This is a genomic window from Streptococcus sp. M334, from assembly GCF_000187745.1.
Classification (GTDB): Bacteria; Bacillota; Bacilli; order Lactobacillales; family Streptococcaceae; genus Streptococcus.
Genome location: NZ_GL732487.1, coordinates 210,799 through 223,258, shown reverse-complemented (window position 1 = coordinate 223,258; position 12,460 = coordinate 210,799). Strand labels below are relative to the sequence as shown.

The window sequence follows — 12,460 nt, the reverse complement described above, 5'->3', positions numbered from 1 at the left end:
GAAATGTTGAGATTTAAGTGAGGGGGATGACATGATTGAAGATTTTTTGATTGATTTGGAGAATATCCAATTAGAGGATATGGAGATAGATTTAAACATAGATTTTGACCTTGATGGTTTAGATTTAATCTTACTACAAGAGTTAGAAGCATAAATGTTGGCAAATGTAGGCGTAGGCTTCATATTCGCCCCCTATTTTGCTTTGTTTCGTACTGGACAACTAAAACACCACGGACAAACTACAAGCCCTTAGAAACGAATCTGGGGGCTTTTGTGAGGTCATAATCTTATAAATCACGCGCTTCATGGTATAATATACCTATCAGCAACCAGCAATAAAAAAAGCACGTTTGACCGTGCTAGTTTCTTGCCTGCTGAACTCGTCAAATCTTAGCCCTTTTGTGGGGCTTTTTTGCTCCCCTTTTTGCGTACTTTGGGGGAGCAAGTAGTAAACAGTAATATTAGTGATTTTTGTTCAAAAGCGCGTGATATAAGGATTAGGAAGCCCTAAGGAAATATAAAATAAGCGATTGTTGATTATACTACAAAATCAGCCTTTTGGGTAATAGAATCTCACATTTTTTGGTATAATGGTAAGCAATAATGGACTAGAAAGAACAAAGATGCAAGATAAAATTATCATTCATGGGGCGCGTGCCCATAATTTAAAAAATATTGATGTGGAGATTCCACGTGACAAGCTGGTTGTCGTGACTGGTTTGTCAGGTTCAGGGAAATCCAGTCTGGCCTTTGACACCCTCTATGCTGAGGGACAACGTCGCTATGTGGAGAGTTTGTCAGCCTACGCTCGTCAATTTTTGGGGAACATGGAGAAACCTGATGTAGATGCCATTGATGGTCTAAGCCCAGCTATTTCCATCGACCAGAAAACGACTAGCAAAAACCCTCGCTCGACGGTGGGAACAACGACTGAAATCAATGACTATCTGCGTCTCCTCTACGCACGTGTGGGGACACCTTACTGTATCAACGGGCATGGAGCTATCAAGGCCTCTTCTGTGGAGCAAATTGTGGATAAGGTTTTGGAGTTACCTGAACGCCAGCGTCTGCAAATCTTAGCTCCTGTCATCCGCAAGAAAAAAGGGCAACATAAGACTGTTATTGAGAAGGTTCAGAAAGACGGTTATGTTCGTGTCCGTGTGGATGGGGAAGTCTATGATGTGACTGAAGTGCCAGACTTGTCTAAGAGCAAGCAACACAATATTGATGTCGTAGTTGACCGTATTGTTATCAAGGAGGGCATTCGTAGCCGTCTCTTTGATTCCATTGAGGCAGCCCTTCGCATCGCAGAAGGCTATGTCATTATCGATACTATGGACGACTCTGAGTTGTTGTTCTCTGAGCATTATGCCTGTCCAGTTTGTGGTTTTACTGTCCCTGAGTTAGAGCCTCGTCTCTTCTCTTTCAATGCTCCTTTTGGCTCTTGTAGTGAGTGTGATGGATTGGGCATCAAGCTGGAGGTGGATACTGATTTGGTAGTTCCAGATGCCAGCAAAACCTTACGTGAGGGGGCGCTAGCACCTTGGAATCCTATCTCATCCAACTACTATCCAAACATGCTAGAGCAGGCCATGACAGCCTTTGGAGTGGATATGGATAAGCCTTTTGAGGACTTGTCAGAAGAAGATAAAAACTTGATTCTATACGGGTCAGATGGCAAGGAATTCCATTTCCACTATGAGAATGAATTTGGTGGCGTGCGCGATATCGATATTCCTTTTGAAGGAGTTGTCAATAATATCAAACGTCGTTACCATGAAACCAATAGCGACTACACTCGCACCCAGATGCGCCTCTACATGAATGAGCTGAGCTGCGGAACCTGTCACGGCTATCGCCTAAATGATCAGGCCTTGTCTGTCCGTGTGGGTGGCGAGCAAGGGCCACATATCGGAGAAATTTCAGACCTGTCTATTGCAGATCACTTGGAATTGGTGAGTCAGCTGACCTTGTCTGAAAATGAAGCCATCATTGCTCGACCTATTCTCAAGGAAATCAAGGATCGTTTGACCTTCCTTAATAACGTGGGTCTTAATTATCTGACTCTGTCTCGTTCAGCAGGAACCCTTTCAGGTGGGGAAAGTCAGCGTATTCGTTTGGCAACCCAGATTGGTTCTAACCTATCAGGTGTCCTCTATATATTGGATGAGCCGTCAATCGGTCTTCACCAGAGGGATAATGATCGCCTGATTGCCAGTCTCAAAAAGATGCGTGACTTGGGCAATACTCTCATAGTAGTAGAACATGACGAAGATACCATGCGTGAGGCGGATTATCTGATTGACGTTGGTCCCGGTGCCGGTGTTTTTGGTGGGGAGATTGTCGCCGCAGGTACGCCCAAGCAGGTTGCTCGCAATAGCAAGTCTATCACAGGCCAGTATTTATCAGGTAAACGTGCCATTCCAGTACCAGAAGAACGCCGTGTCGGTAATGGTCGTTTTATCGAAGTGACAGGAGCGCGTGAGAACAACTTGCAAAATGTTACTGCTCGCTTCCCACTAGGGAAATTCATCGCGGTGACTGGTGTATCAGGTTCAGGGAAATCGACCCTCATCAACAGCATCCTCAAAAAAGCCATTGCTCAAAAACTCAACCGCAATTCAGACAAACCTGGTAAATTTAAAACCATTACGGGGATTGAGCATGTAGACCGCTTGATTGATATTGACCAGAGTCCAATCGGACGAACGCCGAGGTCCAACCCAGCTACCTATACAGGAGTTTTTGACGATATACGTGACCTTTTTGCTCAGACTAATGAAGCCAAGATTCGTGGTTACAAGAAGGGACGTTTCAGTTTCAACGTTAAGGGAGGTCGCTGTGAAGCCTGCTCAGGTGACGGGATTATCAAGATTGAGATGCACTTCTTGCCAGATGTTTATGTGGCTTGTGAAGTCTGTCATGGAACCCGCTACAATAGTGAAACCCTAGAAGTTCACTACAAGGAGAAGAATATTTCGCAGGTCTTGGATATGACCGTCAACGATGCGGTGGAGTTCTTCCAACACATTCCAAAAATTCAACGTAAACTTCAGACCATCAAGGATGTGGGACTGGGATATGTGACGCTAGGACAACCAGCTACCACCCTTTCTGGGGGAGAAGCCCAGCGTATGAAGCTGGCTAGTGAACTCCACAAACGATCGACAGGAAAATCTTTCTACATTCTGGATGAGCCGACGACAGGACTCCATACAGAGGATATCGCTCGCTTGCTTACAGTCTTGGCTCGATTTGTTGACGATGGCAATACAGTCCTCGTTATTGAGCACAATCTAGATGTTATCAAGACGGCAGACCATATCATTGATTTGGGACCTGAGGGCGGAGTCGGTGGTGGAACCATTATCGCGACAGGAACTCCAGAAGAAGTAGCGGCCAACGAAGCCAGCTACACAGGACACTATTTGAAAGGAAAATTAAAACATGAATAAACGTGTACAAGCATTTCTAGATAAAATGCAAGCAAAAGAATTGGATGGCATCATCATCAATAACCTCAAAAACGTCTATTATTTGACTGGTTTTTGGGGTTCGAACGGAACCGTTTTTATCAGCCGTGACCGTCAGATATTGGTGACAGACTCTCGCTATATTATCGCAGCCAAGCAAGAAACTAGTGGCTTTGAGATTGTAGCAGACCGTGATGAATTGGCTGTCATTGCCGGCATTGTCAAGGACATGGGCTTGTCTCGAATCGGTTTTGAGGATGAGATTTCGGTCTCTTATTATCACCGTATGCAGGCAGCCTTTGAAGGAATTGACTTGTTTCCACAGACACAGTTTGTTGAAGGCCTTCGAATGATTAAAGATGAGGCGGAGATTGCAGCGATTCGCAAGGCTTGTTCTATCTCTGACCAAGCTTTTCGCGATGCGCTTGACTTTATCAAACCTGGAAAAACTGAAATTGAAATTGCCAACTTCCTTGACTTCCGCATGCGTGAGTTGGGAGCATCTGGCTTGTCTTTTGACACTATCCTAGCTAGCGGTATCAACTCTTCCAAACCTCATGCTCATCCTATGCACAAACCAGTGGAGCTGGGAGAAGCCATTACTATGGACTTCGGTTGCCTCTATGACCACTATGTCAGCGATATGACACGGACTATCTATCTGGGGCATGTCAGTGACGAGCAGGCGGAGATTTACAATACGGTTCTCAAAGCCAATCAAGCTTTGATTGACCAGGCTAAGGCAGGATTAGGTTTCCGAGACTTTGACAAAATTCCTCGTGATATTATCATCGAGGCAGGCTATGGCGACTACTTTACCCACGGTATCGGACACGGTATTGGACTGGATATCCATGAAGAGCCTTACTTTAGCCAGACTTCTACAGAAACTATTAAGGCAGGTATGGCATTGACAGATGAGCCAGGTATCTATATCGAAGGCAAATATGGCGTTCGTATCGAGGATGATATCCTGATTACAGAGACAGGTTGTGAATTATTGACCCTTGCTCCAAAAGAGTTGATAGTCATTTAGTTATTTGTCAAGAAAAAAGTACGAAAATGACGAAAAAAGTCAAAAAAATTTAAAAATAGGTCGCAAGTCGGATGTTTTTTATGGTATAATAGACTAAACTGATAGTAACATGTAGCGAAAGGGGTAGGTACATGATTAAAATTTATACAGTCTCAAGTTGTACTAGCTGTAAAAAAGCAAAAACCTGGCTCAATGCCCACCAGTTAAGTTATAAGGAACAAAACCTTGGTAAAGAAGGAATTACGAGAGAAGAATTACTGGATATTCTAACCAAAACAGATAACGGAATAGCCAGCATTGTTTCGTCTAAAAATCGCTATGCCAAAGCCCTTGGAGTGGATATTGAAGATTTGAGTGTCAATGAAGTCCTCAATCTGATTATGGAAACACCGAGAATTTTAAAGAGCCCAATTCTTGTGGATGAAAAACGCCTACAAGTTGGCTACAAGGAAGACGATATTCGTGCCTTCCTACCACGCTCTGTCCGTAATGTAGAAAATGCAGAAGCACGTTTGCGTGCAGCTCTATAAACATCAAGGCTGGGAGCAACTCCCAGTCTTATTCTATTTTAATTTCAAAAAGAAAGAAGAAAGAAATGAAAAAATAGTTCTTGTTAGTCTAGCTTTCCTTTTTGTCCTGGTTGGTTGCGGACAGAAAAAAGAAACTGGACCAGCTACAAAAACAGAAAAGGATACGCTTCAGTCGGCATTGCCAGTTATTGAAAATGCTGAGAAGAATACAGTTGTAACCAAGACTTTAGTCTTGCCTAAGTCAGATGATGGTAGCCAGCAAACCCAAACCATTACTTATAAAGACAAGACTTTTTTGAACCTAACCATCCAACAAAAGCGTCCAGTATCAGATGATTTGAAGACCTATATTGACCAACATGGAGTGGAAGAAACTCAAAAAGCTCTTCTCGAGGCGGAGGAGAAGGATGAATCCATCATAGAAGCTCGTAAATTGGCAGGTTTTAAGCTTGAAACAAAACTATTGAGCGCAAAGGAACTTCAAACAACGACTAGTTATGATTTTCAAGTTCTGGATGTCAAGAAGGCTTCTCAGTTAGAATATTTGAAGAACATTGGCTTGGAAAATCTTTTGAAAAATGAACCAAGCAAATATATTTCAGACAGATTGGCAAATGGTGCGACAGAACAATAGAAAATCCAAATAAATAGACTGCCTGAATTGTAGAACGTAAGGAATTATGCTATAATGGTACTATTCTAAGGAAAGAGGGTGTTAGAATGGGATTTACTGAAGAAACAGTACGTTTTAAATTGGACGATTCCAATAAAAAAGAAATTAGCGAAACTTTGACTGATGTCTATGCTTCGTTGAACGATAAGGGCTACAACCCAATTAACCAAATCGTAGGCTACGTATTGAGTGGAGACCCTGCCTACGTTCCTCGTTATAATAATGCACGAAATCAAATCCGTAAGTATGAGCGTGATGAAATCGTTGAGGAATTGGTCCGCTACTACCTTAAAGGACAAGGAGTCGATCTATAACCTATGAGAATTATGGGATTGGACGTCGGTTCAAAAACGGTAGGGGTGGCGATTAGCGATCCGCTCGGTTTTACAGCTCAAGGGCTTGAAATCATCCAAATCAATGAGGAACAAGGCCAATTTGGTTTTGACCGCGTTAAGGAGTTGGTTGATACTTATAAGGTGGAACGATTTGTAGTGGGCTTGCCTAAAAACATGAACAATACAAGCGGACCGCGCGTGGAAGCTAGTCAAGCCTACGGAGCAAAGCTAGAAGAGCTTTTTGGTTTACCAGTAGACTATCAAGATGAACGCTTGACAACAGTGGCTGCTGAGCGCATGTTGATTGAACAAGCAGATATCAGCCGTAACAAGCGCAAGAAAGTCATTGATAAGTTAGCAGCTCAGCTGATTTTACAAAATTATTTAGATAGAAAATTTTAATATAAAGGAGAGGCTATGTCACACGATCATAACCACGACCACGAAGAACGTGAACTAATCACACTAGTAGATGAGCAAGGAAATGAAACCTTGTTTGAAATCCTTTTGACGATTGACGGAAAAGAAGAATTTGGTAAAAATTATGTTCTTCTAGTACCAGTTAACGCAGAAGAAGATGAAGACGGACAAGTTGAAATCCAAGCTTACTCATTCATCGAAAATGAAGATGGAACAGAAGGCGAATTGCAACCAATACCAGAAGACTCAGAAGACGAATGGAACATGATTGAAGAAGTCTTCAACAGCTTTATGGAGGAGTAAAAACGTCCGGGGGACGTTTTTAGCCTGACGCTAAAAATAAAAACCGTCAGTAAGTTAGGGGGATATTTTTACCCCAACTCCTAGAAATTGGGAAGAGTTGGAACATCCGGGGAGAATTTTTACCCCACATTAAAATTTATAGTGGCTAGTTATTAGCTAACCAGGTAAGAGGTCGGGACGAAAATCCTGACCTCATTTTTTGTTATCTACGGAATTTTGCTAGATAATTGATTAGACTTTTGTCAAGGAGATGTGTATGTTTGAAGTAGAAGAATGGCTCCATAGTCGGATTGGTTTGAATTTTCGATCAGGCTTGGGCCGAATGCAAGAAGCGGTGGATTTGTTAGGAAATCCCGAGAAGTCTTACCCTATTATCCACGTAACAGGAACTAATGGGAAAGGCTCTACCATTGCTTTTATGAGGGAGTTATTTATGGGGCATGGCAAAAAAGTTGCGACCTTTACCTCTCCTCATATCGTCTCCATCAATGACCGAATCTGCATTAATGGACAACCTATAGCAGACGCAGACTTTATCCGTTTAGCTGAGCAGGTCAAGGAAATGGAGAAAACGCTTCTGCAAACCCATGATCAGTTGTCTTTTTTTGAATTGCTGACCTTGATTGCTTTTCTCTATTTTAGGGAGCAAGAGGTGGATTTGGTTTTACTAGAAGTGGGAATTGGTGGCTTACTTGATACGACCAATGTGGTAACTGGAGAGCTTGCTGTCATCACCTCCATCGGACTTGACCATCAGGAGACTCTGGGCGATAGTCTAGAAGCAATTGCAGAGCAGAAAGCTGGTATTTTTAAGGCTGGTAAAAAGGCAGTGATTGCCAAGTTGCCTTCAGAAGCTAGGCTTGTTTGTCAGAAAAAAGCAGAATCTTTAGCTGTTGTCCTTTATCAGGCAGATCAAGATTTTTCAATGCTGAATGGCGGTTTTTCAAGTTCTTTGGGGAATTTTCCACAGCTGAAAATAGGATTGGAAGGAGCCTATCAGCAGGAGAATGCGGCCTTGGCGTTGCAAACGTTTCTTCTTTTTATGGGAGAAGGAAAGGAAGTTGTTGATGAACAGGCTGTAAGACAGGCTTTGAAGCAGACCCATTGGGCTGGTCGCTTGGAGTGTATTCGTCCTCGGATTTACTTGGATGGTGCTCATAACCTCCCTGCCTTGACTCGCTTGGTTGAGTTTATCAAAGAAAAAGAGCAGGAAGGCTATCGTCCTCAAATCCTCTTTGGAGCCTTGAAACGTAAGGATTATCAAGGGATGTTGGGGTATCTGAATGAGAATTTGCCTCAGGTGGAACTCAAGGTGACCGGCTTTGACTATCAAGGGGCTCTTGAGGAGACAGATGTAATAGGTTACGATGTGATTCCTTCTTACCGAGAATTTATTAGCAGTTTTGAAGCAAGGGCAGACGCGCAGGACTTGTTGTTCATTACAGGGTCTCTCTATTTTATATCAGAAGTACGGAGTCACCTACAGGAGCATGAGCAGATAAATTGACCTCCTTTTTTGAACTTGTTATACTAGGGGAACTGCCAGTTAGAAAGGAATACTCTTGTAAATTGGTAGAAGAAAGGAAATTCATCATGAAATTAAAAACATTCACACTTTCTCTTGCTTCTCTAGCAAGTTTTGGTCTCTTAGTAGCTTGTTCACAAAGAGTTCAACAGGTTCAACAACCAGCAGCTCAAGCGCAAACACAACAAACTCAACAATCACAAGCAGCTTCATCTTCTACAGAAAATAGCAACCAGGCAGCAACAAGTTCTTCACAAAATGCGCCTGTTGCTCAACCGACCGATATTGATGGGACTTATACAGGCCAAGATGACGGAGACCGTATCACTTTGGTAGTGACTGGTACGACTGGTACATGGACTGAGCTCGAATCTGACGGGGATCAGAAAGTCAAACAGGTCACATTTGATGCAGCAAATCAACGCATGATTATTGGCGATGATGTCAAGATTTATACAATCAATGGCAATCAGATGATTATCGACGATATGGATAGAGACGCTTCAGATCGTATCGTTTTATCAAAATAAACTAGAAGGAGACTGGATTTTTCGGTCTCTTTTATGATTACTCAGAAAATGACCATAAATACTTGCCTTCTATCGAATACCTGCGTTATACTAGTATCATACTCAATGAAAATCAAAGAGCAAACTAGGAAGCTAGCCGCAGGCTGTACTTAAGTACGGCAAGGTGAAGCTGACGTGGTTTGAATTTGATTTTCGAAGAGTATCAAATACCTGTTTTTAGCATTCAAACTATCAAGGAGGGGATATGGAATATAGGAAATTTCAATTATTAATGTCCAAGTATGGCTTTAGTCTTTCGATTATGCTACTTGAACTTTCTCTTGTTTTTGGTCTCTTTCTTTATTTAGGGCGGATGGCTCCCATTCTATGGATTATTGTCTTAATCTTTATGAGTATGGCGACCATTGTCGCTATTGTTAATCGTTCCATGGCGCCTGAAAGCAAGGTAATGTGGCTAGTGGTGACTTTTGTTCCTGTCATTGGTCCTTTGCTCTATCTAATGTTTGGTGAAAGGCGATTGTCCAAAAAAGAAATTAAGCAGTTGAACAGACTTGATTCCATGCATTTTCGGGAGGATAACAGTAAAGCACTCCGCCAGAAATTGAAGGAAGATGATAAGGCGGCTTACGGAGTTATCAAATCTTTGTTGAGTATGGATAACAATGCCGATGTATATGATCGAACGGCCTCACAATTCTTTCCTTCAGGTGAAAGCATGTGGCAACATATGCTGGAAGATCTTAAGAAAGCTGAAAAGTTTATCTTTCTAGAGTATTATATTGTCGAAGAAGGTCTGATGTGGAATAGCATACTAGATATACTAGAGCAAAAGGCAGCTCAGGGTGTAGAGGTCAAGATGCTCTATGATGATATCGGCTGTATGGCGACTTTACCTGGAGATTATACTATTCAGCTTCGTAGTCGTGGAATTGAAGCCCATAAGTTTAACAAGGTGATTCCTCGTTTGACAGTAGCTTACAATAATCGAGACCATCGTAAAATCCTTGTTATAGATGGTCAGATAGCGTATACAGGAGGGATTAACTTAGCTGATGAGTACATCAACCATGTAGAACGCTTTGGTTATTGGAAGGATAGTGGGATTCGCTTAGATGGTCCTGGTGTCAAGGCTCTAACCCGTCTCTTTTTGATGACCTGGTACATCAATCGTGGGCAAATCAGCGATTTTGACCAGTATCACTTGGAAAATCAGCCTTGTTCTAGTCAAGGTCTCTGCATTCCTTACGGTAGTGGACCCAAGCCCATCTTCCGTACTCAGGTAGGGAAAAAAGTCTATCAAAGTTTGATTAATCAGGCTACTGATTCAGTCTATATCACAACACCCTATTTTATTATTGACTATGATTTAACAGAGAGTATTAAAAACGCGGCCATGAGAGGTGTTGATGTCCGCATCGTGACTCCGTTCATTCCGGATAAAAAATTAATCCAACTCATCACGAGAGGGGCCTATCCGGATTTGTTGTCAGCAGGAGTAAGGATTTTTGAGTATAGTCCAGGCTTTATCCACAGTAAACAAATCCTAGTGGATAAGGACTTTGCTGCAGTTGGAACCATTAACTTAGATTACAGAAGTTTGCTTCACCACTATGAAAATGCAGTTTTGCTATATAAAACGAAATCAATCACAGAGATTCAAAAAGATTTTGAGGAGATTTTTTCAGTATCGCAAGAAATTTTTGCTCATACGATAAAAAATAGCTGGTATCAAAAATTGATTAAGGAAATTGCCCAGTTATTTGCCCCTATCTTATAAGAAATCTAGGACTGAGGACACAAATCAGTCCTATTTTTCTTGTCTTTTACGAATAAGAAGATATAGGGGGAAGGATGCTGACTCAGAAAGAATTGAACTATATCACGACATTTAAACAGACACATTTACACCGATTTCGAGAAATTGAAACCTTTGTGAAACTATGTAAAAAATCACTCAAACAGCCATCGCAAGCTGACAATTCTAGGTCTTTTTGATATACTAAGACAGATAAATTGAATAGGAGAAACGACATGGCTGTATATGGCAAAATAGAAGAAGTATCCGAAATGATACAGAGTAATGAAATTGAAAATAGATTGGATAGGAACCTTGAATCTCATGTAGAAAAAGAAGAGCAGGTAGCTTTCCCGTTTTTCAGACTCATCATTGGAAGTACGATTGCGACAATTTTTTCTGTGGTGCTTCCTTTACTTTTAGATATGGTAAGTCCTTCTCAGGCGCAGGATTTGTATATTGGGTGGGCTTTGCATCAGGGAGGACAGCTATACAGTAGTTATTATGCTGGTCAAGGTCTTCTTTATTATTTACTACTTTACATTACCCAAGGAGGCATTCTTTTTGCCTTAGTAGAATGGTTAGCTTTCTTAGGAGGGGGTTATTTCCTTCTTTCTGCAACTGACTATTTGACGGGACAAAGGGATCAAGCTAAGCAACTTCTAACGATATTTTATATTTTGGTGTCTGGTCTTGGTTTTGGAGGAGGCTATGCTACGATTTTAGCTCTTCCATTCTTAATTGCAGGCTTTTCTTTAGTAGCAGGCTATCTGGCAAATCCTAATCACGATAAAGGATTTTTACGTCTGGGGATTTTCTTGGCCCTAGCATTTTTTATAGAGCCCCTTACAAGTCTTCTCTTTACTGTTGTAGTAACGATTGGTTTATTTGTTTTTAATGTTGGACATGGACGCTTTATACATGGAATTTATCAATTTTTTGCGACAGCACTTGGTTTTTCTCTCCTATTTTATCCTTTAGGCTACTATGTCATCATTTCAGGAGGTTTTGGAGAGGCTCAGGAGAGTCTTTTATATCCAATTACTTCCCTTCAGATATTTACCAACTCCCAACTAATGGATCATCTTTTATTCTATGGTTTATTGACCTTTGGTTTAGGTGCTCTCGTCCTTATTTTTCTAGGCTTGTTCCAATCTAAAGCATCTAGATTATATGTCATCTCAGTGCCAGCTAGCTTTGTTTTCTTATTTGGACTGGTCTTGCTGATTTTTTCTCAAGAACCTCTTCACGGTTCACATTTAATTCTGATTCTTCCATTTTTGCTCCTTCTTTTGATGACTAGTATTCGTGGGGAACACTCGGGAAGGATGGCACGTCGTCGGAGAAGAGAGGAAGTTCCAACTTTATGGAAAAAATTTATGAGGGGAAATCTCTACTTACCGATTCTAGTAGTGGTTTATCTAATTGCAGTTCCTTTTGTAGCTCGTTTTGTCTTGCATCCAGCTTCTTATAGTGAACAACATCAAGTAGTAGATAGAATCAAACAAGAGACGAGTGAGGGAGACCGAATCTATATCTGGGATTCCCATGTTCAAATCTATAAAGAAAGCCAGCGTTTGGCTGGTTCCATGTTCTTATCACCTCTTCTCTACACGAATACAGAAGAAAATAAAACTAGTTTGATTAATGATTTAAAAGAAAATCAACCCAAGATGATTCTTGTGAATGACAAGGTGCCAGTCTGGTCTGAAGTAGAAACAATCTTGAAAGAGAATTACCAACAAGTAAAGACTGATTACTCAGAGTTTAAAGTCTATAAAATTAAATAACGAAATCAATATCTTGTGTATTTTTAAAAAATTTAGGATTTTTAACACAA

Annotated in this window: 12 protein-coding genes; all 12 read left to right on the top strand. The window is 41.3% G+C overall.

Annotated features, from left to right (window positions below; all coding sequences use genetic code 11):
* Positions 1-31: 31 nt before the first annotated feature.
* The 12 genes from HMPREF0851_RS16655 to HMPREF0851_RS09740 all read left to right on the top strand — a co-directional run bounded on the left by HMPREF0851_RS16655 (position 32) and on the right by HMPREF0851_RS09740 (position 12,410).
* Positions 32-154, top strand: coding sequence for a hypothetical protein (locus tag HMPREF0851_RS16655; protein ID WP_000568695.1), 123 nt, complete (start codon positions 32-34; stop codon positions 152-154).
* A 469-nt stretch (positions 155-623) separates the two neighbouring features.
* A complete protein-coding gene (gene uvrA / locus HMPREF0851_RS09795) occupies positions 624-3,455 on the top strand; it encodes an excinuclease ABC subunit UvrA (RefSeq protein ID WP_001152838.1) in 2,832 nt (943 codons plus the stop codon).
* On the top strand, positions 3,448-4,509 hold the full coding sequence (locus HMPREF0851_RS09790) for a M24 family metallopeptidase (RefSeq protein WP_001042888.1): 1,062 nt from the start codon (positions 3,448-3,450) through the stop codon (positions 4,507-4,509). Before uvrA ends, HMPREF0851_RS09790 begins: the two co-directional genes overlap by 8 nt.
* Before the next feature lie 131 nt (positions 4,510-4,640).
* Positions 4,641-5,039, top strand: a complete 399-nt coding sequence (spx, locus tag HMPREF0851_RS09785; RefSeq protein WP_000591165.1) for a transcriptional regulator Spx — start codon at positions 4,641-4,643, stop codon at positions 5,037-5,039.
* Positions 5,040-5,112: 73 nt separating this feature from the next.
* Positions 5,113-5,673: an SP0191 family lipoprotein gene (locus HMPREF0851_RS09780; protein ID WP_029693050.1), complete on the top strand. Its 561-nt coding sequence runs from the start codon at positions 5,113-5,115 to the stop codon at positions 5,671-5,673.
* An 86-nt stretch (positions 5,674-5,759) separates the two neighbouring features.
* The gene (locus HMPREF0851_RS09775) at positions 5,760-6,026 is read left to right on the top strand and encodes an IreB family regulatory phosphoprotein (RefSeq protein ID WP_000507059.1); all 267 of its coding nucleotides are present in this window, start codon (positions 5,760-5,762) and stop codon (positions 6,024-6,026) included.
* A gap of 3 nt (positions 6,027-6,029) precedes the next feature.
* Complete coding sequence (gene ruvX / locus HMPREF0851_RS09770; RefSeq protein WP_004239076.1) at positions 6,030-6,449, top strand: Holliday junction resolvase RuvX; 420 nt, start codon at positions 6,030-6,032, stop codon at positions 6,447-6,449.
* A 15-nt stretch (positions 6,450-6,464) separates the two neighbouring features.
* Entirely contained in the window at positions 6,465-6,770 is a 306-nt protein-coding gene (locus HMPREF0851_RS09765; RefSeq protein ID WP_000017620.1) for a DUF1292 domain-containing protein, read from the top strand.
* Positions 6,771-7,026: 256 nt separating this feature from the next.
* Positions 7,027-8,277 carry a bifunctional folylpolyglutamate synthase/dihydrofolate synthase gene (locus HMPREF0851_RS09760; RefSeq protein WP_000464315.1) on the top strand — a complete coding sequence of 417 codons (1,251 nt, stop codon included), beginning with the start codon at positions 7,027-7,029 and terminating at the stop codon, positions 8,275-8,277.
* Positions 8,278-8,363: 86 nt separating this feature from the next.
* Positions 8,364-8,825 carry an SP_0198 family lipoprotein gene (locus tag HMPREF0851_RS09755; RefSeq protein WP_000769798.1) on the top strand — a complete coding sequence of 154 codons (462 nt, stop codon included), beginning with the start codon at positions 8,364-8,366 and terminating at the stop codon, positions 8,823-8,825.
* Between the two features lie 244 nt (positions 8,826-9,069).
* A complete protein-coding gene (gene cls / locus HMPREF0851_RS09750; protein ID WP_000456638.1) occupies positions 9,070-10,602 on the top strand; it encodes a cardiolipin synthase in 1,533 nt (510 codons plus the stop codon).
* A 254-nt stretch (positions 10,603-10,856) separates the two neighbouring features.
* Positions 10,857-12,410, top strand: coding sequence for a hypothetical protein (locus HMPREF0851_RS09740; RefSeq protein WP_000301988.1), 1,554 nt, complete (start codon positions 10,857-10,859; stop codon positions 12,408-12,410).
* The last annotated feature ends 50 nt before the right edge of the window (positions 12,411-12,460 follow it).

What these genes read in the sequence shown, in the direction of transcription:
- HMPREF0851_RS16655 (WP_000568695.1), top strand. Translation starts at nt 32, where the DNA reads ATGATTGAAGATTTTTTGATTGATTTGGAGAATATCCAATTAGAGGAT.
- uvrA (WP_001152838.1), top strand. Translation starts at nt 624, where the DNA reads ATGCAAGATAAAATTATCATTCATGGGGCGCGTGCCCATAATTTAAAA.
- HMPREF0851_RS09790 (WP_001042888.1), top strand. Translation starts at nt 3,448, where the DNA reads ATGAATAAACGTGTACAAGCATTTCTAGATAAAATGCAAGCAAAAGAA.
- spx (WP_000591165.1), top strand. Translation starts at nt 4,641, where the DNA reads ATGATTAAAATTTATACAGTCTCAAGTTGTACTAGCTGTAAAAAAGCA.
- HMPREF0851_RS09775 (WP_000507059.1), top strand. Translation starts at nt 5,760, where the DNA reads ATGGGATTTACTGAAGAAACAGTACGTTTTAAATTGGACGATTCCAAT.
- ruvX (WP_004239076.1), top strand. Translation starts at nt 6,030, where the DNA reads ATGAGAATTATGGGATTGGACGTCGGTTCAAAAACGGTAGGGGTGGCG.
- HMPREF0851_RS09765 (WP_000017620.1), top strand. Translation starts at nt 6,465, where the DNA reads ATGTCACACGATCATAACCACGACCACGAAGAACGTGAACTAATCACA.
- HMPREF0851_RS09760 (WP_000464315.1), top strand. Translation starts at nt 7,027, where the DNA reads ATGTTTGAAGTAGAAGAATGGCTCCATAGTCGGATTGGTTTGAATTTT.
- HMPREF0851_RS09755 (WP_000769798.1), top strand. Translation starts at nt 8,364, where the DNA reads ATGAAATTAAAAACATTCACACTTTCTCTTGCTTCTCTAGCAAGTTTT.
- cls (WP_000456638.1), top strand. Translation starts at nt 9,070, where the DNA reads ATGGAATATAGGAAATTTCAATTATTAATGTCCAAGTATGGCTTTAGT.
- HMPREF0851_RS09740 (WP_000301988.1), top strand. Translation starts at nt 10,857, where the DNA reads ATGGCTGTATATGGCAAAATAGAAGAAGTATCCGAAATGATACAGAGT.